This window comes from Streptomyces sp. NPDC015125, assembly GCF_043080045.1.
Taxonomy (GTDB): Bacteria; Actinomycetota; Actinomycetes; order Streptomycetales; family Streptomycetaceae; genus Streptomyces.
Map to the genome: position 1 here is coordinate 3,053 of NZ_JBIBVF010000038.1, position 26,695 is coordinate 29,747.

The 26,695-nt window shown below is 70.4% G+C and carries 2 protein-coding genes; both read right to left on the reverse strand.

The features are described from left to right. Positions 1–25,602 (reverse strand): type I polyketide synthase, encoded by a 25,602-nt coding sequence (locus ACF088_RS40745; protein WP_392381047.1) that lies wholly within the window; start codon positions 25,600–25,602, stop codon positions 1–3. 49 nt (positions 25,603–25,651) lie between these two features. Further along, the coding region (locus tag ACF088_RS40750) for a beta-ketoacyl reductase (RefSeq protein WP_392381048.1) at positions 25,652–26,695 on the reverse strand (1,044 nt) is incomplete at its 5' end.

The following is a 26,695-nucleotide window of genomic DNA, read 5'->3' on the forward strand; positions in this document are numbered from 1 at the left end:
TCACGACGTTCCCAATTCCTTGTCGATGAGGTCGAACAGTTCGCCGGCGGTCGATGCCGATGCCAGCTCGCCGTCGTCCTCATCGGTTTCCGCGTACCTCTCCGTGCCTTGCTCCTGCTTGCCGTCGCCGCCCTGCCAGTACGCGGCCAGTGCCCGCAGCCGGTCGGTGATCTCGGCCCGTTCCTCGTCACCGACCGTGGCACCGGCCAGCACTGCCTCAAGTCGGGTGAGTTCGCCGAGGATCGGCTGTGCCCCCGAGGTCTCGGGCAGGTCGATCTCGTCCAGGACATGGCGCACCAGGACGAGCGGTGTCGGGTAGTCGAAGACGAGGGTGGCGGGCAGCCTGAGCTGAGTCGCCGCGTTGAGGTGGTTACGGAGTTCCACCGCCGTCAGCGAGTCGAAGCCCAGTTCCTTGAAGGCCTGGTCGGGTTCGATGTCCTCGGCGGATCCGTGTCCGAGGACGAGGGCCACCTGGGTGCAGACCAGGTCGAGCAGATACTGCTCGCGGTCTGCCGGAGGCAGTGCGGCCAGTCGCGCTGCGAGATCCTGCGCTGCTTCCGCTCCCTTCGCCGCGGCGGCGGTAGCGGTCTGGCGGCGGGCGGGTGCCCGGACCAGGCCGCGCAGCAGCGGCGGTACGGCCTCGGGGTGGGCGCGCAGGGGCGCCGTGTCGAGGTTCATCGGCAGCAGCAGGGGCCGGGCCAGGTCCCGTGCGGTGTCGAGCAGGCCGAGCCCCTGTTCCGGGGTGAGCGGAAGCATGCCGCCGCGTGCCATGCGCTGCAGGTCGGCTTCGCTGAGCTCGCCCGTCATACCGACGCCGGGAGCCCAGGCGCCCCACGCCAGCGACTGTGCGGGGAGCCCCAGTCCACCGCGGCGGCAGGCCAGCGCGTCCACGAAGGCGTTCGCGGCCGCGTAGTTGGCCTGCCCGGCGCTGCCGAACGTCCCCGCCACCGAGGAGAAGACGACGAACGCCGCCAGATCCTCGTGCCGGGTCAGCTCGTGCAGGTTGCTCACCGCGTCCACCTTCGGCGCGAGCACCGCGTCCAGCCTCTGTGGTGTCAGCGAGGACAGGATGCCGTCGTCGAGCACACCGGCCGTGTGCACGACCGCGGTGAGCGGGTGCTGCTTGGGCACGGAGTCCAGGAGCCCGCGCAGTGCCTCGCGGTCGGCGCTGTCGCAGGCGGCGACGGTGACCTCGGCACCGAGGGCGACCAGTTCCTCGCGCAGTGCGTCGACCCCCGGAGCCTGCGCGCCGCGCCGGCTGGCCAGGAGGAGGTGGCGTACTCCGTGCTCGGTCACCAGGTGCCGGGCCACCAGCGCGCCCAGCCCGCCGGTGCCACCGGTCACCAGCGCCGTGCCCTGCGGATCGAGGGGAGTCGGCACGGTCAGCACGACCTTGCCGACGTGCCGGGCCTGGCTGAGGTACCGGAAGGCCTCCGGCGCTCTGCGTACGTCCCAGGCCGTCACCGGCAGGGGCCGCAACGCGCCCCGCTCGAAGAGGTCGAGGAGTGTGGTCAGCATCTCCCCGATCCGCTCGGGCCCGGCCTCCCAGAGGTCGAACGCCCGGTAGCGCACGCCCTCGTGCGCGGCCGCGACCTCCTGCGGGTCACGGACATCGGTCTTGCCCATCTCCAGGAACCGCCCGCCGCGCGGCAGCAGTCGCAGTGAGGCGTCCACGAACTCCCGCGCCAGGGAATCCAGCACCACATCCACGCCCCGGCCACCGGTCTCGGCGAGGAAGGACCCCTCGAAGTCCAGCTCACGCGAGGACGCGATATGCGCCTCGTCCAGACCCGACAGCCGCAGGGACTCCCACTTCCCCGGGCTCGCGGTGCCGAACACCTCCGCGCCCAGGTGCCGCGCCAACTGCACCGCAGCCATACCGACACCGCCCGCCGCGGAGTGCACGAGCACCGACTCGCCCGCCTGCACCTCCCCGAGTTCCACCAGCGCGTAGTACGCCGTCAGGAACACGACGGGAACGGATGCGGCCTGCGCGAACGACCAGCCCTCGGGTATGCGGGCCAGGAGACGCCGGTCGGCCACCGCCAGGGGTCCGAAGGCACCGAAGAACATGCCCATCACCCGGTCACCCGGTTGCAGGTCCGGTACTCCGGGACCGACCTCCAGCACCACCCCGGCGCCCTCGCTGCCGAGTGCGCCGGCCTCGCCGGGGTACATCCCCAGCGCATTGAGCACATCGCGGAAGTTGACGCCTCCCGCACGCACCCCGATGCGTACCTGTCCGGCCGCCAACTCGGCCTCCGCCTCCGGGCATTCGGCCAGGAGCAGATTGTCCAGGGTGCCCTTGTCGGCGATGTCGAGCCGCCAGGCGTCCCCACCCCCGTCCGCGTCGGGCCGGCGCAGCGCCTCCGTGGACGCGACCCGGGCCAGCCGTGGTACGTGCAGCGCTCCCGCCCGTAGTGCGGTCTCGGGCTCTCCGCTCGCGAGTGCGCCGGGCACGGCCGCGACCGAGTCCGCCGTGCCGTCGAGGTCGAGGAGCGTGAACCGGCCCGGGTTCTCGACCCCGGCGGCCCGCACCAGGCCCCAGACGGCGGCCTGCGCCGGGTCCGGGTGGTCCGCGTCCGAGGTGCTCACGGCGCCGTGCGTGAGGATGACCAGCCGGGAGGCGGCGAACCGCTCGTCGGCCAGCCACTTCTGGAGCAGCGCGAGCGTGTCGTGGGCTGCGGTGTGTGCCCCGGCGGCCGTGTCGGACGGGTCCGCCGTCCTGGTGGAGCTGACCAGCACCACAGGGGGCACCTCGTCGGCGAGTTCGCTCAGGCTGTCCGTTGCCTCCACCCGTACGCCGGTGCCGTCCAGGCCTACGGCCAGAGCCATGTCCCCGACGACCGCCCACCGCTCGTCGGACTGCGCGGTAGGCTTCGGCACGGTCTTCCAGTCCACGTGGAACAGTGCGTCGTGGTAGGCCGCGCCGGCGCTCACCTGCTCACCAGAGACCTGACGGAGCGTCAAGGACTCGATGGAGGCGACCGCGCCTCCTGCGGGGTCGGCCAGTTCGAGGGAGACCGCCTCGGGTCCGGACTGCACCAGGCGCACGCGCAGGGCGCCGGCGCCGGTGGCCCTCAGGGAGACGCCGTTCCAGGAGAACGGCAGCCGGCCGCGGCCGACATCCTCCATGGACACGAACATCATCGCGTGCAGCGCGGAGTCGAGCAGCGCGGGATGCAGCCCGAATGCGCCGGCCAGCCCGTCGTGCTCCTCCGGCAGTCCGACCTCGGCGAAGATCTCGTCACCCCGCTGCCAGACGGCCTTCAGCCCGCGGAAGACGGGACCGTAGGCGAAACCGGCCTCGGCGAAGCGGCCGTAGAAGTCGTCGACCGAGGCGGCTTCCGCCTCACGCGGCGGCCAGACGGTGAAGTCGTACGGCTCGCCCTGGTCCGCGGCCGCTCCGGTGGACACCACGCCGCTGGCGTTCAGCACCCACGGCTGCTCGGCGAGCTCGTCCTCCGGCCGGGAGTACAGGTTCAGCGTCCGCCGCCCGGACTCGTCCGGCGGCTCCACCGCGAGCTGCAGTTGCACCGCACCGCGCTCGGGCAGGACGAGCGGCGCGGCGATGGTGAACTCGTCCACGCGGTCGCAGCCCACCTCGTCGGCGGCGCGGATGGCCAGTTCGAGGAAGCCGGTGCCGGGGAACAGGACGGTCCCGGTCACCGCGTGGTCACCGAGCCACGGGTGGGTGTGCAGCGACAGCCTCCCGGTGAAGAGGAAGGAGTCCGAACCGGCCACCTCGACGGCCGCGCCGAGCAGGGGGTGGTCCGCCGAGCCGAGTCCTGCCGAGCTGATGTCGCCGGTCGGCAGGACGGGCGGCTTGGGCCAGTAGCGGTGCCGCTGGAACGCGTAGGTCGGCAGACCGACGCGGCGGGCATCGCCGTCCGTGAAGGCGGCCTCCCAGGTCAGCGGCGTCCCGGCGGTGAACGCCTGGGCGAGGGCGGTGAGCAGTCCGGCCGCCTCCGGACGGTCCTTGCGGAGGGCGGGGACGAGGAGGTGCTCCGCGTCCGTGGCGCCGTCGAGGCAGCCCTGCGCCATGGCGGTGAGAGTGCCGTCCGGCCCGATCTCCAGGAACCGGGTGACTTCGTGCTCCGCCAGCCACCGGACGCCGTCGGCGAAGCGCACGGCGCCGCGGACGTGCCGCACCCAGTAGTCGGGGGAGGTCAGTTCCTGTGGGGTGGCGAGTTCGCCGGTCACATTCGAGACCACCGGGATACGGGGCTCCTCGTACGACACGCTTTCCGCGACCGTACGGAATTCGTCGAGCATCGGCTCCATCAGCGGGGAATGGAAGGCGTGACTCACCTGGAGCCGCTTCACCTTCCTCCCCTCGGACTCGAAACACCCGGCGATCTCGGCAACCGCGGATTCCTCACCGGCGATCACGGTCGATTTCGGGCCGTTCACCGCGGCAATGCTCACCCGCTGCTCGTGGCCTACCAGCAGCGGCAGCACCTCGTCTTCGGTGGCCTGGAGGGCGACCATCGCGCCGCCGGCCGGGAGGACCTGCATCAAACGGCCACGGGCAGCGACCAGCCGGCAGGAATCCTCCAGCGACAGCACCCCCGCCACATGCGCGGCCGCCAATTCGCCGATGGAATGGCCCACCAGATAGTCGGGCCGGACTCCGAACGACTCCACCAGCCGGAACAGCGCCACCTCTATCGCGAACAATGCCGGCTGGGTGAAACCGGTCTGGTTCAGCGCCTCCGCATCCCCATTGCCCGTCCCTTCAGCCTCGTCACCGAAGACCACACCCCGCAGCGGCGATGCCAATTCACTGTCGAAGTGGGCACAGACGGTGTCAAAGGCGTCCGCGAATGCCGGGAACGCGTCGTACAACTCCCGGCCCATTCCAAGCCGTTGTGCGCCCTGGCCCGTGAACAGCAGTGCCAGCCGGCCGTCTGCCTTTGCCGTGCCGGTGACGGCGTTCGGTGCGGTGTCGTCGGCCGCTACGGCGGCCAGACCGCGGAGCAGCTCGTCCCGGTCCGTGCCGAGGACCACGGCGCGGTGTTCCATGACCGACCGGGTGGTGGCCAGCGACAGTCCCACATCGGCGGTGCGCAGGGCCGGGAAGGTCTCCACGTGTGCGAGCAGCCGGGCGGCCTGCGCACGGAGGGCGGACCTGGTCTTACCGGTGATCACCCAGGGGGCGGGAGAGGCCTCGGCTGCCACCCGGACGCCCTCGGCAGGGGCGATGTCCTCGACGGGTTCGATGTCCTGGACAGGGGTGGCGTCCTCGGACGGGGCCTCCTCCAGGATCGTGTGGGCGTTGGTGCCGCTGATGCCGAAGGACGACACACCGGCGCGGCGCGGCCGTCCCGTCTCCGGCCACTGCACCGACTCCGTCAGCAACCGCACCTCCCCCGCCGACCAGTCCACATGCGACGACGGCTCGTCGACATGCAGCGTCCGTGGCAGGACACCGTGCTGCAGCGCCAGCACCATCTTGATGACACCCGCCACACCCGCAGCCGCCTGCGTATGCCCGATATTCGACTTCACCGACCCCAGCCACAACGGCCGGTCCTCATCCCGATCCTGCCCGTAGGTGGCGAGAAGAGCCTGCGCCTCGATCGGATCACCCAGGGACGTCCCCGTCCCGTGCGCCTCGACCACATCCACATCCGACGCAGACAGCCCCGCACCCGCCAGCGCCTGCCGGATCACCCGCTGCTGCGAGGGACCATTCGGCGCCGTCAAACCATTCGACGCACCATCCTGATTCACCGCACTACCCGCCACCACAGCCAACACCTGATGACCATGACGACGCGCATCCGACAACCGCTCCACCACCAACACACCCACACCCTCGGAAAACCCCGCACCATCCGCAGCATCCGAAAACGCCTTGCACCGCCCATCAGCAGCCAACCCCCGCTGCCGACTGAAATCCACAAACAACCCCGGCGTCGACATCACCGTCACACCACCCGCCAACGCCACATCACACTCACCCGCACGCAACGACTGCACCGCCAAATGCAACGCCACCAACGACGCCGAACACGCCGTATCCACCGTCACCGCAGGACCCTCAAGACCAAACGTGTACGACAACCGCCCCGACACCACACTCGCCGCATTACCCGTACCGATATAACCCCCCAGATCCTCCTCACCCGACGCCACCAACAACCCCGTGTAATCCTGACCATTCGTCCCCGCAAACACCCCCGTACGCGAACCACGCAACGACCCAGGAACAATCCCCGCCCGCTCAAACGCCTCCCACGACGCCTCCAACAACAAACGCTGCTGCGGATCCATCGCCACCGCCTCACGCGGCGAAATCCCGAAAAACCCAGGATCGAAACCATCAACCCCCGGCAAAAACCCACCCTCACAAGTCGACACCTTTCCCGGCCGACCCGGCTCAGGGTCATACAACCCCGCAACATCCCAACCACGATCCACCGGGAACGGCACCACACCATCCCCACCCTCAACCAACAAACCCCACAACTCCTCCGGCGACCCCACCCCACCCGGGAACCGACAACTCATCGCCACAATCGCCACCGGCTCGTCGTGCTCCGCCGGTCCTGCCGTCACGGCGGCCGGTGCCGACGCGGACCCGTCCTGGGCGGCCGTGTCGGACAGTTCGGTGAGCAGGAAGTCGGCGAGTACCGCGCAGGTGGGGTAGTCGAAGACGAGGGTCGCGGGCAGCCGCAGTCCGGTGATGCCGTTCATGCCGTTGCGCAGCTCGACGGCGCTGAGCGAGTCGAACCCGAGGTCGCTGAAGGCCCGTTCGGGGTCGACCGCGGAGGGTCCGGCGTAGCCGAGCACGGTGGCGACATAGCTGCGGACGACGTCCAGGACCATGGCGGCGCGTTCGGCCCCCGAGAGGCCGGCGAGGTGCTGGAGCAGCTTGGCGGCGTCGGATCCGGTGTCGTCGCTGTCCTGTGCCGTCTCCAGGACGCGCTGGGCGTCCGGGAGGTCGCGCAGCAGTGCGCTGGGCCGGGAGGCGGTGAAGGCGGGGGTGAACTTGTCCCAGCCGAGGTCGGTGACGGAGACGTAGGCCTCGTCGTGGTCGAGGGCCTGCCGGAGTGCGCCGCAGGCCAGTTCGGGCTGCATGTCGTACACGCCGTAGCGCCGGAGCCGGTCGCCGACGGCGCCCTCACCCATGCCGTCTCCGGACCAGTGGCCCCAGGCGACGGCGGTGGCGGGGAGCCCTTCGGCCCGGCGCCGGTCGGCGAGTGCGTCGAGGAAAGCATTTCCGGGGGCGTAGTTGCCCAGGCCCGGTCCGCTGATGGTGCCGGAGGTGGACGAGAAGAGCACGAAGGCGGACAGGTCCCGGTCCCGGGTCAGCTCGTGGAGGTTGAGCGCCGCGGTGACCTTGGCGCGCAGCACGGTGTCCATGCGGCCGGGGTCGAGGGAGTCGATCACACCGTCGTCGAGGGAGCCCGCGACATGCATCACCGCGTCGAGCGGGTACTGCTCGGGGACGGCTGCCAGCAGGTCGCGCAGCGCGTCGCGGTCGGCGACATCGCAGGCGGCGAAGGTGACGCGGGAGCCGAGCGCGGTGAGTTCGGCTTCGAGTTCCGCCGCGCCCGGGGCGTCGGCGCCGCGGCGGCTGGTGAGCAGCAGGTGCTCGGCGCCTTCGCGGGCCAGCCAGCGGGCGATGTGGCCGCCGACGGCGCCGGTGCCGCCGGTGACGAGTACGGTGCCGCGGGGCCGCCAGGTGCGCTGCGCCGGCGTGCCGGCGAGGGGGGCGCGGGCCAGGCGGCGGCCGTAGGCGCCGGAGCCGCGCAGGGCGATCTGGTCCTCGCCGTCCGGGTCGGCGAGCAGGGCGCAGAGGCGGTCGGCGGCCCGCTTGTCGAGCGTGTCGGGCAGGTCGATGAGGCCGCCCCAGCGGTCGGAGTGCTCCAGCGCCGCGACCCGGCCCATGCCCCAGACCAGGGCCTGGTGGGCGTGGGTGACGGACTCGGAGCGGCCGATGGCGACCGCCCCGCGGGTCCCGCACCACAGGGGCGCGCCGATGCCGAGGTCACCGAGTGCCTGGACCAGGGACAGGGTCGAGGACAGTCCGAGGGGTACGGCGGGGTGTGCGGGGTGGGCGTGCTCGTCCAGCGGGAGCAGCGACAGGACTCCGGTGAGGTCGTCGTCTCCGAGCGCCTCGCGCAGCCGTCCGGCGGTCCGCTCGCGGGCCGAGCCGTCCTCGGAAGTCAGCTCCACGAGGCGTACCCGGGCGCCGTGTGCGGCGAGCGCGTCCTGTACTGCGGCGACCCGGGCGGCGGCGTCTTCCGAGACCGGTGCGGGGGCGACCAGCAGCCAGGTGCCGTGCAGGGCGGCGGCGGTGCGCTCGGCGAGCGGCGTCCAGCGCACGGTGTAGCGCCAGCTGTCGACGGTGGACTTCTCGCGGCTGTTCCTGCGCCACGACGAGAGCGCGGGCAGTACGGCGCTCAGCGGATCGCTGCCGTCCAGGTCGAGCGCGTCGGTCAGCGCCTGGAGGTCTTCCTTCTCGACGCTCTCCCAGAACTTCGCTTCGACGGCGTCGGTCAGCGGCCCGCCCTCGCTGTCGGCGGCGGTCAGTTCGCGCGCCTGGGGCCAGTACCGCGCACGCTGGAAGGCGTAGGTCGGCAGGTCGACGCGATGCGCGCCGGTGCCTGCGAAGACGGCGGTCCAGTCGACGGCCACGCCCTGTGCGTGTGCTTCGGCGAGGGAGGTGAGGAGCCGGCCGACGCCGCCTGCGTCCCGGCGCAGGGTGCCGAGCACGGCGGCGTCCGTGCCGAGCGCGTCCGCACAGTCACGGATCCCGCCGGACAGCACGGGGTGCGGGCTGACTTCGATGAAGGCGCGGTGTCCGGTGGCCAGGAGTCCGCGGATGGCGTCCTCGAACCGTACGGTCTGCCGCAGGTTGGTGTACCAGTAGTCGGGGTCGAGGCCGGTGGTGTCCTGCCACTGACCGGTGACGGTGGAGAAGAACGGGATGGCGGCCTCGGTCGGGCGGATGCCGTCGAGGGCGTCGAGGACCTGGGCGCGCACCGGCTCGACCTGGGCCGAGTGGGAACCGTAGTCGACGGATACCTTGCGGGCCCGCACACCGTCCCCGGTCAGTGCGGCGAACAGCTCGTCGAGCGCGTCCGCGGCACCGGAGACCACGACGGAGGCGGGGCCGTTCACGGCAGCGACGGACAGCCGCTCGCCCCACGGTTCGATGCGCTCGCGCACCGCCGTGGCCGACAGCTGGACGGACATCATGCCGCCGCTTCCCGTGATGGCGGTCAGCGCCCGGCTGCGCAGGGCCACCACCCGCGCCCCGTCGTCCAGGGTCAGCGCCCCGGCGACACAGGCGGCGGCGATCTCCCCCTGGCTGTGGCCGACGACCGCCTCGGGTTCGACCCCGTAGGAGCGCCACAGCTCGGCGAGCGAGACCATGACGGCCCACAGTGCGGGCTGGATGACGTCGACCCGTTCGAGGTCGGGTGCGTCGGCGTCGCCGCGCAGGACGGCCGTCAGCGACCAGTCGACGAAGGGGGCGAGGGCGCGTTCGCAAGCGGCCAGGCGGTCGGCGAACACCGGTGAGGTGTCGAGCAGTTCGCGTGCCATGCCGGCCCACTGGCTGCCCTGGCCGGGGAAGACCAGGACGGGGCGGGCGCTGCCATCACGGGCGACGCCGCGGGGCACGTCGGAGACCATCGCGCCCTCGGCGATCTCGCGCAGGCCGCGGTCCAGGTCGTCCCGGTCGGCCGCGACGAGCACCGCCCGGTGCTCGAAGGCGGAGCGGGTCGTGGCGAGCGAGAAGCCGATGCCGGGCAGGTCGCACTCGGCGGGCCGGGCGAGCAGGTGGGAGCGCAGCCGTGCGGCCTGGTCGCGCAGCGCCTCTTCGCTGCGCGCCGACAGGGGCACCGGCACGACGGGGAGGGCGGACACCTCCGGGGTGCCCGGCCGGGCCGGCTGCCGGGGTGCCTCCTCGACGATGACATGTGCGTTGGTGCCGCTCATCCCGAACGAGGAGACGCCGGCCCGGCGGGGCTCGTCCGCGTCCGGCCAGGTGACGGCCTCGCTGAGCAGCCGTACCTGGCCCGCCGTCCAGTCGATGTGCGGGCTGGGCTCCTCGGCGTGCAGCGTCCTGGGCAGCAGCCCGTTGCGCAGCGCCATCACCATCTTGATGACGCCGCCCACGCCGGCGGCGGCCTGGCTGTGTCCGATGTTCGACTTCAGCGAGCCGAGCCACAGCGGCCGGTCCTCGTCACGGTCCTGGCCGTAGGCCGCGATCAGGGCCTGTGCCTCGATCGGATCGCCGAGGGTGGTCCCGGTGCCGTGCGCCTCGACGGCGTCGACCTGCCGGGGGCCGAGGCCGGCGGCGGCCAGTGCCCGGCGGATGACGCGCTGCTGGGAGGGGCCGTTGGGGGCGGTGAGGCCGTTGGAGGCGCCGTCCTGGTTGAGGGCGCTGCCACGGATGACGGCCAGGACGGGATGCCCGTTGCGGCGGGCGTCGGACAGCCGCTCGACGGCCACCATGCCGACGCCCTCGGCCCAGCTCGCGCCGTCGGCGTCGGCCGAGAACGGCTTGCAGCGGCCGTCCTCGGCGAGCGCCCGCTGCCTGCTGAACTCGATGAGCGAGCCGGGGGTGGACATCACCGTCACACCGCCCGCGAGTGCGAGATCGCACTCGCCCTGACGGAGCGACTGGACGGCCAGGTGCAGGGCGACCAGGGACGAGGAGCAGGCGGTGTCGACGCTGACCGCCGGCCCTTCGAGGCCGAGGGTGTAGGCGATCCGCCCGGACAGCACGCTGGGCGAGTTCCCGGTGCCGACGTATCCCTCGAAGCTCTCCTGCGCTCCGCCGAGGATGCCGATGTAGTCCTGGTAGGTGACGCCCGCGAAGACGCCGGTGAGGGTGCCGCGGGCCGCCGCGGGGTCGATTCCGGAGCGCTCCAGCGCCTCCCACGACGCTTCGAGCAGCAGCCGCTGCTGCGGGTCCATCGACAGCGCCTCGCGGGGGCTGATGCCGAAGAAGCCCGGGTCGAAGTGGCTGGCGTCGTGCAGGAAACCGCCTTCGCGGGTGTAGCAGGTGCCCGGGTGGTCCGGGTCCGGGTGGTACAGGCCGGCGAGGTCCCAGCCCCGGTCGGCGGGGAACGGGGAGACCCCGTCGCCACCCGCGGCGACCAGCTCCCACAGCTCGTCGGGCGTACGGATGCCGCCCGGGTAGCGGCAGCTCATCCCGACGATGACGATGGGGTCGTTGTCGACGGGCACACCGGACGGCGCAGGCACCACGTCGCCTGTCTCACCGGTGAGTTCATCGTCGAGGTAGCGGGCGAGCGCCACCGGGGTCGGGTAGTCGAAGACGAGCGTGGCGGGCAGTGCCATACCCGTCGCCGCCCGGAGCTGATTGCGCAGCTCGACGGCGGTGAGGGAGGTGAATCCGAGGTCGGTGAAGCTCCGGGAGGGCTCCACCTCGTCCGGGCCGGCGTAGCCGAGGACGTGGGCGACCTGGGTACGGACGACGGTGAGCAGCGCGCGGCCGCGTTCGGCCGCACCCTTCCCCGCGAGCCGGCGCGCCAGGCCGGAGGCCGCGGTGGCCTGCTCACGTGTGGCGATCCGTCGCCCGGAGCCCTGCGCCAGCGCGCTGAGGACGGCCGGCAGCGGGCTCGCGGAGCCGCGCAGTGCGGCGCGGTCCACCCGCGCGGAACGCAGCACCGTCCGGCCCGTGGCCTGGGCGGCACCCAGCAGCGCCGCGGTCTCCTCCACCGACACCGCGGACAGCCCCGGGGCTGTCGCGCCGGACGGCGGGAGCAGCGCCAGGACCGGCAGGCCGGCGCCGGCCCGACGGTGGGCGAGCGCGGCCAGTTGCCCGCCCGACGGAGCGCCGGCCGGGCCGCCGATGCCGAGGAGGACGAGCGCGGGCGGGGCGCCGTCCGCGCCGGTGCGGCGCGTCAACTCATCGAGGACGCGCGCCGTATCGACGTCGCGGCTCCGGCCGAGGTCGGCGGTGTGCACGAGGGCGCTGAGGGGGCGTCCGGTTGCCTGGGCTGCGGCTATCGCTGCTTGTTGCAGACTGTGTGGGCTCTGGCCGGCGTCCGTGTACGCGTCCGCCTCCGCTGCTGCGTACTGGTTTCCGGTTCCGTCTCCGGTTCCGTCCCCGTCCTGGTCCGGGTAGGCAACGGTCTGCACATCTCCCTGGGATTCGAGGGCAGCGGCGACCTGCTCGGCGAACGGCCCGGTGACCAGGACCGTTCCTCCGGGCTCCACGTCCAGGGCAGTGGCGGCGCTCGATGCGCACCTGACCAGCCGCGCGGCCGACACCTCACCCCTGCGGACAGCGAGCTCGGACTCGTCCGTGGCGAGCGCGGACGGCAGCACACGGTGGGAGTCCAGATCGTCATCGACGTCCACGAGCACGATCCGGCCCGAGTAGTCGGCCTGGACAGCGCGAAGCTCTTCCCAGAGGGCGGCAGTCTCTGCGTCCGGTGCCTCGTCACCGAGGGCGATGGCGCCTCGGGTGACGAATACCAGACGGGCCGACGACGACTCCTGCCCCAGCCGTTCGCTGAACGCGCTGAGGGTGATGTGCGCTTCGTCGACTGTGGCGACACCGGTCACAAGCACTGTGCCGGTCGTCGCGTCCGCCCCCACGTTCGTGGAATCAGCGGCCTCCGCAGCGTCGGCGGCGTTCGTGCCCAGTGTCCCGGCCAGGCCCAGCGGGTCGCTCCCCACCACGGTCAGCCGCGGCACATCGGCATCCGCTGCCGCGTCCTCGCCGATGTCCGACTCGCTGGCCCGTTCCACGGCGATCGGTGCCCAGTCGAGACGGAGCAGCGAAGCCGGCAGCGAAGGCGTCCGGTCGTCCCGCAGGTCGCCGGTCTTGCGCATCAGCATCGACTCGACCGCGATCACCGGTTGCCCGGCGCCGTCGGCGGCCTGGAGGGACACCTCGTCGTGCCCACGGCGGGCCAGCCGGATCCGCAGTGCGGTCGCACCGGTCGCCTGCAGAGTGGCACCGCTCCACGCGAACAGCACGGCCTCCGTCGCCACGCCGTCCAGCAGACCGAGGCCGAGCGGATGGAGCGCCGCGTCCAACAGCGCGGGATGGAGGGCGAATTCCTCGGCCGCAGCGGACTCCGGCAGTTCGGCCTCGGCGTACACGCCGTCGGCGCCCTGCCAAACGGCCCGCACGCCGCGGAAGGCCGAACCGTAGTCGAACCCGGCCGCCGCCAACCCGTCGTACAGGTCGTCGATCTCCACGGGCTCCGCGCCGGCCGGCGGCCACACAGCGAAGTCGAAGGCCTCCGTCGGGCCGCTCTCCGCCAGGACACCGCTCGCATGCCGCGTCCACGGCGCATCGGCCGAGGCCGCCGCGGGGCGCGCGTACACACCCAGCGCCCGGTCACCGGAGGCATCCGGGTCCTCGATGCGGAGCTGTAGCTGCACCGCACCGTCCTCGGCGAGCACCAGCGGTGCCTCGAGGGCGAGTTCCCTGATGTGGGAGCAACCGACCTCATCCCCTGCGCGCACTGCCAGTTCCAGCAGTGCGGTGCTCGGGACGACGATCGCGCCGGCAATACGGTGCTCGGCAAGCCACGGCTGCGTACGGGGCGAGAGACGCCCGGTCAGCACCACCTCATGGCCACCGGCCAGTGACACCGTCGCCCCGAGGAGCGGGTGCCCGGCTGCGGCAAGGCCGATCGACGAGGCATCCCCGGTCGTGGACGGTATCTCAAGCCAGTAGCGCTGGTGTTGGAAGGTGTAGGTGGGGAGGTCTACGGGGGTGGGGGTGGTGCTTTGGTCGGTGCTTTGCGTGGTGCTTTGGGTGGCGGTGGCTGTGGTGGGGAAGAAGGTCTGCCAGTTGATGGCGATGCCGTAGGCGAATGCGCGCCCGGCGGCGGACAGTACGGCGGCTATCTCGCCGCGGTCGTCGCCACGCAGGGTGGGGATGAGGACGTGGTCCGCGTCCAGATCCGCATCCATGTCGCTGTCATTGTCGCTGTCGCTGTCGAGGCAGCCCTGTGCCATGGCGGTGAGGGTGCCGTCCGGGCCGATTTCCAGGAACCGGGTGACCTCGTGCTCCGCCAGCCAGCGAATGCCGTCGGCGAAGCGGACGGCCTCACGGACATGCCGCACCCAGTAGTCGGGGGAGGTCAGCTCCTGTGACGTAGCCAGCGTGCCGGTGACATTCGAGACCACCGGGATACGGGGCTCTTCGAATGTCAGGCCTTCCGCGACGGCACGGAACTCGTCGAGCATCGGCTCCATCAGCGGAGAGTGGAAGGCATGGCTGACCTTGAGGCGCTTCACCTTCCGGCCGTCAGACTCGAAGCGCCCGGCGATCTCGGCAACCGAGGACTCCTCACCGGAGACCACGACCGACCGCGGACCGTTCACCGCGGCGATGCTCACCCGCTGCTCCTGGCCCTCCAGCAGCGGCAACACCTCGTCCTCGGTGGCCTGAAGGGCGACCATCGCGCCGCCCGCCGGCAGCACCTGCATCAGGCGACCACGGGCCGCCACCAGACGGCACGCGTCCGGGAGGGACAGCACACCGGCGAGGTGCGCGGCCACCAACTCACCGATGGAATGCCCCACCAGATAGTCGGGCCGCACACCGAACGACTCCACCAGCCGGAACAGCGCCACCTCCACCGCGAACAACGCCGGCTGAGTGAACCCCGTCTGATTCAGCAGTTCGGCTTCGTCACCGAACACCACATCCCGCAGGGGCGAAGCCAGCTCGCCGTCGAAGTGCGCACAGACAGCGTCAAACGCATCGGCGAAAACCGGGAACGCGTCATACAGCTCGCGCCCCATCCCCAACCGCTGCGCACCCTGCCCGGTGAACAGCAGCGCCAGCCGGCCTCCGGTGTCCACCGCACCCGTTACCGCATTGACCGCAGCAGATCCCTCAGCCACGGCGGTGAGTCCTTCAATGAGTCCCGCGCGCTCGGTGCCGAGGACGACGGCCCGGTGTTCAAATGCCGAACGTGTCGTGGCCAGGGCAAACCCCACCTCCGGCACACCGAGTTCAGGACGGGCCTCCACATGCGCCAACAACCGCTGCGCCTGCGACCGCACCCCCTCCCGACTCCGCGCGGACACCACCCACGGCACCACACCCCCGAGCACATCCAACGGCCCGGCTTCCGCGCTCTCCTCCACCGGAGCCTGCTCGATCACCACATGCGCATTGGTCCCACTGACGCCAAAGGCGGAGACCGCCGCTCGCCCCGGACGGCCGCTCTCCGGCCATCCGACGGCTTCGGTGAGCAGCCGCACATTGCCCGCCGACCAGTCCACGTGCGACGACGGTTCATCGGCATGCAGGGTCTGCGGCAGGACACCGTGCTGGAGCGCCAGCACCATCTTGATGACACCGGCCGCACCCGCAGCCGCCTGCGTATGACCGATGTTCGACTTCACCGACCCCAGCCACAACGGCCGGTCCTCATCCCGATCCTGCCCGTACGTCGCAAGCAGCGCCTGCGCCTCGATCGGGTCACCCAGGGACGTTCCCGTGCCGTGCGCCTCGACCACATCCACATCCGACGCAGACAGCCCCGCACCGGCCAGGGCCTGCCGGATCACCCGCTGCTGCGAGGGACCATTCGGCGCCGTCAGACCATTCGACGCACCATCCTGATTCACCGCACTACCCGCCACCACGGCCAACACCCGATGACCATGACGCCGAGCATCCGACAGCCGCTCCACCACCAACACACCAGCACCCTCAGCCCAACCGGTGCCATCCGCAGCGTCCGAGAACGCCTTGCACCGGCCATCAGCAGCAAGGCCGCCCTGAAGACTGAACTCGACGAAGGCGCCAGGGTTGCCCATGACCGTCACACCACCGGCGAGGGCGAGGTCGCATTCGCCGGAACGCAGGGACTGCGCGGCCAGGTGCAAGGCGACCAGCGACGAGGAACACGCCGTGTCGACCGTGACCGCCGGCCCCTCAAGACCCAGCGCATACGACACCCGGCCCGACACCACAGCGCCCGAGCTTCCGGTGAGCAAGTGGCCGCCGAGCCCTTCCGGAGCCTCCTGCAGGCCTGCCCCGTAACCCGAAGCGCTGGCACCGACGAATACGCCGGTACGGCTTCCCTTGACCGACATGGGGCTGACACCGGAGCGCTCCAGGGCTTCCCAGGAGGTCTCCAGCAGCAGCCGCTGCTGCGGGTCGATCGCGACCGCTTCACGTGGGCTGATACCGAAGAACGCCGGATCGAACTGGGCGGCATCGCGCAGGAAACCGCCCGCACGCGTTCGGCTCACACCTGCCTGGTCGGCGTCCTTCCCGAAGAGGGCATCGAGGTCCCAGCCACGGTCCGTCGGGAAGCCGGAGATCGCGTCCTCGGCTCCCGCCACCAGCCGCCACAGGTCCTCGGGACTGGCCACCCCACCGGGAAGCCGGCAGCTCATCCCGACGATGACCACCGGATCGTCCGAGGTGGACGCAAGCACCGGCAGACCGGTCGCCAGGGCCGTCCCGGTCCCGAACAACTCACCGTCCAGGAAGCGGGCCAAGTCAGTCGGCGTCGGATAGTCGAAGACCAGAGTGGCGGGGAGCCGAAGGCCGGTCTCGGCATTCAGGCCGTTCCGCAGCTCAACGGCAGTGAGCGAGTCGAAGCCCAAATCCCGGAATGTGACGCCGATTTCGAGGTCAGCAGGCTTGTGGTAGCCGAGGACCGCTGCGGCGTGAGTACGCACCAACTCCAGCAGCGCCCGCTCCCGCTCCACAACCGACAGCCCCGACAACCGCTCTTGCACCACCCCAGCACCAGAACCCTCACCACCAACGCCAGCACCAGCGCCGACAGCCAAAGCCGCCCGCACCTCCGGCAGGTCATCCAGCAACGGACTCGGACGAGCACTCGTGAACGCCGGAGCAAACCGCTCCCACTCCACATCTGCCACCACCACCGAACCTTCACCCGCGCCCACCGCCGACTCCAACGCCGACACCGCGAGATCCGGATCGAGGGCCTTCAGCCCACGCCGCAGCAGATGCTCCTCCGCGCCCTCCGCGCCGGCCATCCCGCCGCCGGACCATGGGCCCCACGCCACCGCACAACCCACTGCACCCCGCGCACGACGCGCCTCCACCAACCCCTCGACGAAGGCATTACCCGCCGCATACGCCGCCTGACCACCACTGCCCCACACACCAGCAATCGACGAGAACACCACAAAGGCATCCAGCGCACGGTCACCCAGCACCTCATCCAGCACCACGGCACCGGCGACCTTCGCCCCCATCACCTCAGCAAAATGCTCCGCACCCGCATCCCCCAACGGCACGGAATCGACCACGCCCGCTGCATGGACGACGGCGTCCACGGCACGCCCGGACAGCAGCTCCTCGACCGCAGCCCGATCCGCGACATCGCAGGCCGCCACCGTCACCCGCACACCGAGCGCCGACAGCTCAGCCTCCAGCTCCACCGCACCAGGAGCCTCCAGACCACGGCGACTGGTCAGGACGACATGCTCCGCGCCACACTCAGCCACCCAGCGCGCCACACGAGCACCCAACGCACCCGTACCACCCGTAATCAGCACCGTCCCCCGCGGCCGCCAACCACCATCCGCGTCCCCAGCAGGAGCCGGAGCATGAACCAGCCGCCGCCCGAACACACCCGACGCCCGCACCGCCACCTGATCCTCAACACCATCGGCCACAACACCCACGAGCCGATCAAGAGCCCTACGGTCCACGGCTTCCGGAAGATCCACCAGACCGCCCCAACGATCCGGCAACTCCAAAGCAGCCACCCGACCCAAACCCCACACCGCAGCACCCACCGGATCCGGCCCACCATCCGACCCACCCACCGCAACAGCCCCCCGCGTCACCACCCACACACGCCCACCAACACCCGCATCCCCCAACGCCTGCACCACCACGGCACTACGCACCACATCCGACGCAACACCCACCACCAACACACCAGCAACCGGCCCCCCACCAGCCACCTCACGCACCCGCTCAGCCAACAACCCCCGGTCCACCTCCCCCGCAACACACTCCACCCGCTCAACCGCCACACCACACGCCGCCAACCCCTCCACCACAGCCTCGGACCACACATCACCCACACCCACCACCGCAAGCCAACGACCACCCAGCAACACCCCACCCGACAGCCCCACCAACGGCTTCCACTCCACCCGGTAGCGCCAGTTCTCGGTCGGGTCGGCGACAGGTGCGGGCGTCGGCCAGAAGCGCTCGCGCTGGAACGCGTACGTGGGCAGATCCACTCGCCGAGTGGCGGGGAAGCACGTGCCCCAATCCACCTCCGTGCCGAGCACGAACACATGCGAGACGGCGGTCAGCAGCGCTTCCGTCTCGGAGCGGTCCTTGCGCATGACGGGAAGCAGAAGCAGATCAGGCTCCGAGAGGCAGAGCTGTGCCATGGCGGTCAGGGTGCCGTCCGGCCCGACCTCCAGGAACCGGGACACCCCCTGCCGCTCCAACCACCGCACACCGTCAGCGAATCGGACGGCCTCACGGACATGCCGCACCCAGTAGTCGGGAGACGCCAATTCCTCAGCCGTGGCGAGTTCGCCGGTCACATTCGAGACCACCGGGATGCGCGGCTCCGCATACGCCACGCTCTCGGCGACCGCCCGGAACTCCTCCAGCATCGGCTCCATCAGAGGCGAGTGGAAGGCATGGCTGACCTGCAGCCGCTTCACCTTCCGACCCTCGGACTCAAAACGCCCGGCGATCTCCGCAACCGCCGACTCCTCACCGGAAACCACCACCGCCTGCGGACCATTCACCGCAGCCACACTCACCCGCTGCTCAAGCCCCTCCAGCAACGGCAACACCTCGGATTCCGACGCCTGAAGCGACACCATCGCCCCACCCGCCGGCAACGCCTCCATCAACCGACCACGGGCAGCCACCAGACGGCACGCATCCTCCAGCGACCACACCCCCGCCACATGCGCAGCCGCCAACTCACCGATGGAATGACCCACCAGATAGTCGGGCCGCACACCGAACGACACCACCAACCGGAACAGCGCCACCTCCACCGCGAACAACGCCGGCTGAGTGAAACCCGTCCGATTCAGCGCCTCCGCATCCTCCGCATCCTCCGCATCCTCACCGAACACCACCCCCCGAAGTGACGACTCCAACTCGCCGTCAAAGTGCGCGCAGACGGCGTCAAACGCATCCGCGAACACCGGGAAGGATGCATACAGTTCCCGGCCCATCCCCAGCCGCTGCGCGCCCTGACCCGCGAACAGCAGGGCCAGCGGGCCTTCTGCCTGCGAGCCACGAATGACGCCGGGGCCGGGGGTCCGGTGGTCGTCGGCGAGCACGGTCAGGCGGTGGACTGCCGATACCGGGTCGCCCACCAGGACCACGGCGCGGTGGTCGAAGCGCAGGGAGCGGGTCGTGGCGAGGGAGAAACCCACGTCCGCCAGGTCCAGCGCGGGGTTGTCCTCGTAGGCCGCACACAGGCGAGCCGCCTGCGCGCGGAGGGAGGCCTCGGTGCGTGCCGTGAGCACCAGGGGTGTGAGAGATGGGCGTTCCGGCGCGGCGGCCTGAAGGACCTCGGCGGGGGCCGGCGGTTCGGGGGCGCTTTCCAGGACCACATGTGCGTTGGTGCCGCTGATGCCGAACGAGGACACGCCTGCCCGGCAGACACGGTCCGCCGCTTCGTCGTCGAGCGGCCAGGCGACGGGCTCCGTGAGCAGCCGTACGTTGCCCTCCGACCAGTCCACGTGGGGCGAGGGCGCGTCCACGTGCAGGGTGCGCGGGAGCACGCCGTGCTGGAGTGCCAGCACCATTTTGATGACACCGGCGACGCCCGCAGCTGCCTGGGTGTGCCCGATGTTCGACTTGACCGAGCCCAGCCACAGCGGCCGGTCCCCGTCCCGGTCCTGACCGTAGGTGGCGAGAAGGGCCTGTGCCTCGATGGGGTCGCCGAGGGCCGTTCCCGTGCCGTGCGCCTCGACCGCGTCCACGTCCGAGGGGGTCAGGCCGGCGCTCGCCAGTGCCTGCCGGATCACCCGCTGCTGGGAGGGGCCGTTGGGCGCCGTGAGACCGTTCGATGCACCGTCCTGGTTCACCGCGGATCCCGCCACGACGGCCAGTACCCGGTGACCGTTGCGGCGGGCGTCCGACAGCCGCTCCACGAGCACCATCCCGACGCCCTCGCCCCAGCCGGTGCCGTCGGCGCCCGCAGCAAAGGTCTTGCACCGCCCGTCGGGGGCGAGTCCGCGCTGTCGGCTGAACTCGATGAACGCCCCGGGCGTGGACATCACCGTCACACCGCCCACCAGCGCCATGTCGCACTCGCCGGAGCGCAGGGCCTGCGCCGCCCAGTGGAGGGCCACCAGCGAAGAGGAGCACGCCGTGTCCACGGTCACCGCCGGGCCCTCCAGGCCGAGCGTGTAAGCCACCCGCCCGGACACCACGCTCGCGGCGTTTCCGGTTCCGATATAGCCGTCGACATCGTCCGGGGAATTGGCCAGGAGGGCCGGATAGTCCTGCCCATTCGTGCCCACGAAAACGCCCGCCCGGCTGCCCCGTAGGGAATGCGGATCGATTCCGGCTCGCTCCAGCACCTCCCAGGACACTTCGAGGAGCAGGCGCTGCTGCGGATCCGTCGCTACCGCTTCCCGGGGACTCATACCGAAGAAGGCAGGTTCAAATCGATCCACGTGCTGCAGGAAACCGCCGGCATTGACGTAACTGGTGCCCGAGTGTTCCGGGTCGGGATCATAGACCGCATTCAGGTCCCAACCGCGGTCGACCGGGAATCCTCCGACCGCGTCCACACCGTCCGACAGCAGCTCCCAGAAAGCCTCAGGGCAGTCGACACCGCCCGGGAACCGGCAGCTCATCCCGACAATGGCGATGGGGTCACCGTCAACCGCCGAGGGGACTGTCCGCTGCTCGACGTCGTCCTGGGCCGGGGCTATCCGGGTGCGCAGAAAGCCGGCCAGTGCGGTGGGTGTCGGGTAGTCGAAGACCACCGTCGCGCTCAGTGTGATTCCGCATGCCAGGCCGAGTGCGTTGCGCAGCTCGACGGCGAGCAACGAGTCGACTCCGAGGTCCCGGAAGGGCCGGTTCGGCGGTACCTCGGCGGGCCCCGCGTAGTGCAGCACTCCGGCGGCATACGACCGGACCAGATCGGTGAGCACTCGTTCTTGTTCGGCCGGTTCGACGCCGGCCAGCTGTCGGCGCAGTTCGGACTGGGCGTCTTCGCGTCCTGTCTCGGCTGCGAGTTCGACCTCGGTACGGACCTCCGGAAGATCGCCGAGCAGCGGGCTGGGGCGCACCGTGGCGAAGGCGGAACGGAAGTCCGTCCAGGTGATGTCGGCTATCACCAGGCCGGGCGTGCCGGAGCAGATCGCGTTCTGCATGGCGTCGACGGCGAGGTCGGGCCGCAGCGGGGACACTCCGCCCCGGCGCATCCGCTGCGCCATGGATGCATCGCTCGCCATGCCGATCTCGCCCCAGGGTCCCCAGGCGATGGACGTCGCGGGCAGTCCTTCGGCCGCACGCTGTTCGGCAAGCGCGTCCAGGAAGGCATTGGCGGCCGCGTAGTTCGCCTGGCCGGCGGCGCCAATGGTGCCGGCGAACGACGAGAACAGGACGAAGGCCGAGAGATCACGGTCTCGGGTCGCCTCGTGCAGGTTCACGGCCGAGGCGGCCTTCGCCCGCATGACGGTGGCGAACCGCTCAGTCGTGAGTGAGTCGAGCACACCGTCGTCGAGTACCGCCGCGGCGTGGAAGACGGCGTCCACGGGGTGTTCGGTCAGCAGTGCCTCGACCGCCTCCGGGTCTGCGACATCGCAGGCCACCACGGTCACCCGTACGCCAAGGGCGGACAGCTCGGCCTCCAACTCCGACGCGCCGGGAGCCTCCGGGCCACGACGGCTGGTGAGGACCACGTGCTCGGCACCGCGTTCGGTCACCCAACGGGCCACACGGGCGCCCAGGGCACCTGTACCGCCGGTGATCAGCACCGTCCCCCGCGGTCGCCAACCGTCGGCAGCTTCTCCGGCGGGAGCGGGAGCGGAAGCGGAAGCGGGACCGGAAGCGGGAGCAGGAACGGGAGCCTGAGCATGAGGATGAGCGGGAGCATGAGCCAGCCGGCGGCCGAAGACACCGGATGCCCGCACCGCCACCTGATCCTCGGCAGCCTCGGCCAGAACACCGGCGAGCCGGTCGAGCGCCCTGCGGTCCACAACGTCCGGCAGATCGACCAGACCGCCCCAACGGTCCGGGTACTCCAGAGCCGCCACCCGGCCCAGCCCCCACACGGCTGCCTGCACCGGTTCCGGCCGGCCATCCGACCGGCCCACGCAGACCGCCCCGCGCGTCACCGCCCACAGCCGCCCACCGACGCCGGCATCCCCCTGCGCCTGCACCAGTACCGCGGTACTCATCGCATCCGCGGCGCCCACCGCCAGTACGCCCGTGACCGGCTCGTCACCAGCGGCGTCACGCAACCGCTCGGCCAGCAGCCCACGGTCCACGTCGGCGGTCCATGCCACCCGCTCAACCCGGGCACCACGCGCCGCCAGCCCGTCCACCACAGCTTCGGAGTACGCGTCCCCCGCTGCCGCCAGTGCAAGCCAGCGCCCGCCCAGTACCCCACCGGACTGAGCAACGAGCGGCTTCCACTCCACCCGATAGCACCAGCCGTCCACCACCGACCGCTCACGCTGCTGCCGCCGCCACGACGACAAGGCGCTCAGTGCCTCATCCCACGAGGCGTCACCGGCAATCGCCAGCTCTGCCGTCAGCGCCGCCGTGTCACCGCGCTCAATCGCGTCCCAGAACTGCGCATCGGCTCCATCGAGCGCTTGGGCCACGCGGCCCTCGTCCTCCGTTCCGGGCGCCTCCAGCCAATAGCGGTCACGTTGAAATGGATATGTCGGCAGATCGACGGACTGTGTTCCGGGCAGCAGGGCAGCCCAGTCGAGTACGGCGCCATGTGCGTGCAACTGCGCAATGGCCCTCACCATGTGCGATGTCTCGGACCGGTCCCTTCGCAGTGCGGGAACCGTCAGCTGCGTGGGACTGTCCCCGCATGCCTGGGTCATCGCGGTGAGCGTGCCGTCGGGGCCGATTTCGAGGTACCGAGCGACGCTGTGCTCTTCCAGCCACCGGATGCCATCGGCGAACCGGACGGCCTCGCGGACATGCCGTACCCAGTAGTCGGGGGACGTCAGCTGCTCCGCCGTGGCGAGTTCGCCGGTCACATTCGAGACCACCGGGATGCGCGGCTCCGCATACGCCACGCTCTGCGCGACGGCGCGGAACTCGTCGAGCATCGGCTCCATCAACGGCGAATGGAAGGCATGACTCACCCGCAGCCGCTTCACCTTCCGGCCCTCGGACTCAAAACGCCCGGCAATCTCCGCAACCGCCGATTCCTCACCGGAAACCACCACCGCCTGCGGACCGTTCACCGCGGCAATGCTCACCCGCTGCTCAAGCCCCTCCAGCAGCGGCAGTACCTCGGCCTCGGTGGCCTGGAGGGAAACCATCGCCCCACCGACCGGCAACGCCTGCATCAACCGACCACGAGCCGCCACCAGACGACACGCATCCTCCAGCGACCACACCCCCGCCACATGAGCCGCCACCAACTCACCAACGGAATGACCCACCAAGTAATCCGGCCGCACACCGAACGACTCCACCAACCGGAACAACGCCACCTCAAGGGCGAACAACGCCGGCTGAGCCAAACCCGTCCGATCAAGCCTCTCCGCACCCGCACTCGCCGCATCCGCATCCGCATCCGCATCCGCACCGAACACCACATCCCGCAGCGGCGTTGCCCACTCACCATCGAAGTACGCACACACCGCATCAAAAGCATCCGCAAAAACCGGGAAGGCCTCGTACAACTCCCGGCCCATCCCCAACCGCTGCGCACCCTGCCCCGCGAACAGGAAGGCCGTTTTCGCACCAGCCTGGGCCGTGTCACGCACAAGGCCTTCGACATGCTCGTCACGGGCAAGGGCGCCGAGTCCCGCGATCAGTTCCTCACGGCTGCCGCCGACGATGACGGCGCGGTTCTCCAGCGCGGCGCGCGTCGAGGCGAGCGAACGGGCGAGGTCACGTATGTCGTACTCGGGATGGGCATCGACGTGGGCGAGCAGCCTTCCCGCCTGGTCGCGCAGGGCGGAGTCGCTGCGGGCCGACAGCACCCAGGGCAACAGAGGCAGTCGAACGGGTTCGGTCTTGCCGTCCGGCTGTCCTTCTTCGTCTAGAGGCTCTGCCTCCGGGCCCTGCTCCAGTACAACGTGCGCGTTGGTGCCACTGACGCCAAAGGCGGAGACCGCCGCTCGCCCCGGCCGGTCGCTCTCCGGCCATCCGACGGCTTCGGTGAGCAGCCGTACATTCCCCGCCGACCAGTCCACATGCGATGACGGCTCGTCCACATGCAACGTCTGGGGAAGCTCATCATGCTGCAACGCCAGCACCATCTTGATGACGCCGGCCACACCCGCGGCAGCCTGAGTGTGCCCGATGTTCGACTTCACCGAACCCAGCCACAGCGGCCGGTCCCCGTCACGATCCTGACCATACGTAGCGAGCAGCGCCTGCGCCTCGATCGGGTCACCCAGCGACGTACCGGTCCCATGTGCCTCGACCGCATCCACGTCCGAGGCCGAAAGACCCGCGCTCGCCAACGCCTGCCGGATCACCCGCTGCTGCGACGGACCATTAGGCGCCGTCAAACCATTGGACGCACCGTCCTGATTCACCGCGGTACCACGCACGACGGCCAACACCCGGTGGCCATTCCGCCGGGCATCGGACAGCCGCTCCAGCACCAGCATGCCGACGCCCTCGGCCCACCCCGTGCCGTCCGCGGCCTCCGCGAACGCCTTGCAGCGACCATCGGCTGCCAGGCCGCGCTGCCGGCTGAACTCGATGAACGCCCCCGGCGTGGCCATCACCGTCACCCCGCCCGCCAGGGCGAGCGTGCATTCATCGGACCGTAGCGCTTGTGCGGCCAGATGCAACGCCACCAGAGAGGAGGAACAGGCCGTGTCGACGGTCACCGCCGGGCCCTCCAGGCCCAGTGCGTAGGCGACGCGGCCCGATACGACCGAAGTCGAGTTCCCGGTCAGGAGATGGCCACGGACGTCATCGGGAACGTCGCGAAGGCCGGCACCGTACTGCTGGCCGCTGCATCCGACGAAGACACCGCTGCGGCTTCCCCGTACCCCGAGGGCGTCGATTCCGGCGCCTTCGAAAGCCTCCCAGGAGGCTTCGAGCAGCAGCCGCTGCTGCGGGTCCATCGCGAGCGCTTCGCGCGGTGTGATGCCGAAGAAACCGGGGTCGAATTCGGTGGCGTCGTAGACGAAGCCGCCCTTGCACGAATAGCTCGTGCCCGAGCCGTGTGACTCCGGGTCGTACAGCGCATCGGCATCCCAGCCACGGTCCCGCGGCCACTCGGATATCGCGTCTTCGCCGCTTTGCAGCAGGCGCCAGAATTCCTCCGGTGAGTTCACACCACCGGGGAAGCGGCAGCTCATCCCGACGATCGCGACGGGCTCCTGGTGCTGCGATTCCAGCTCCTGTAGGCGCCGACGGGCCTCATGCAGGTCGGTGGTAACCCACTTGAGGTAGTCCCGAAGCCGTTCTTCATTCGCCATGTGGAACTTGCCCCATACGTTGTAGACCGGAACGGTTCGCTTGCGGCGCTCAGGAACGCCCGAACTCCTGATTGATGAAATCGAAGATCTCGTCGTCCGTGGCCGCATCCAGCTGCTGGGACACGGCGGACTTCGAATCATCCTCGGCCACCTCACCCAGCACGGACAGGATGCTCCGAAGACGGGCCTCGATGAGCCCTCTGGCGCCGTTCTTTGGGGAAATTCCTGAAATCGTGCTCGCGAGACGGTCCAGGTCAGCGAGTACAGCCGTCTCCGGCTCGACGTCCGCGGCACCGAACAGAGTGTCGTGCACATGCTCCGCGAGAAGCTGCGGCGTGGGGTAGTCGAAGACCAATGTGGCGGGGAGCCGCAGGCCGGTTTCGGCGTTCAGCCCGTTGCGCAGCTCGACGGCGGTCAGTGAGTCGAAACCCGAGTCCCGGAAGGCCCTGAGCGGCTCCACGGCCTTCGGATCGCGGAATCCGAGAACGGCAGCCGTGTGGGTACGTACGAGATCGAGTACGGCTTGCGAGCGCTCCACCGCGGAAACATCCGCGATCCTGCCGAGGAAGGACGGGGTTCCTTCATCGGCCTTCTCCTGCGGTGTGGCACGCAGCGCATCGGCGACTTCCGGCAGGTCGTCCAGCAACGGACTCGGACGGGCACTCGTGAACGCCGGAGCGAAGCGCTCCCACTCCACATCCGCCACGACCACCGAACCTTCACCCGCGCCCACCGCCGACTCCAACGCCGACACCGCAAGAGCCGGATCGAGGGCCTTCAGCCCACGACGCAGCAGATGCTCCTCCGCACCCTCCGCACCGGCCATCCCGCCGCCGGCCCACGGGCCCCACGCCACCGCACAACCCACCGCACCCCGCGCACGACGCGCCTCCACCAACCCCTCGACGAAGGCATTGCCCGCCGCATACGCCGCCTGACCACCACTGCCCCACACACCAGCAATCGATGAGAACACCACAAAGGCATCCAGCGCACGGTCACCCAGCACCTCATCCAGCACCACGGCACCGGCAACCTTCGCCCCCATCACCTCAGCAAAATGCCCCGCACCCGCATCCCCCAACGGCACGGA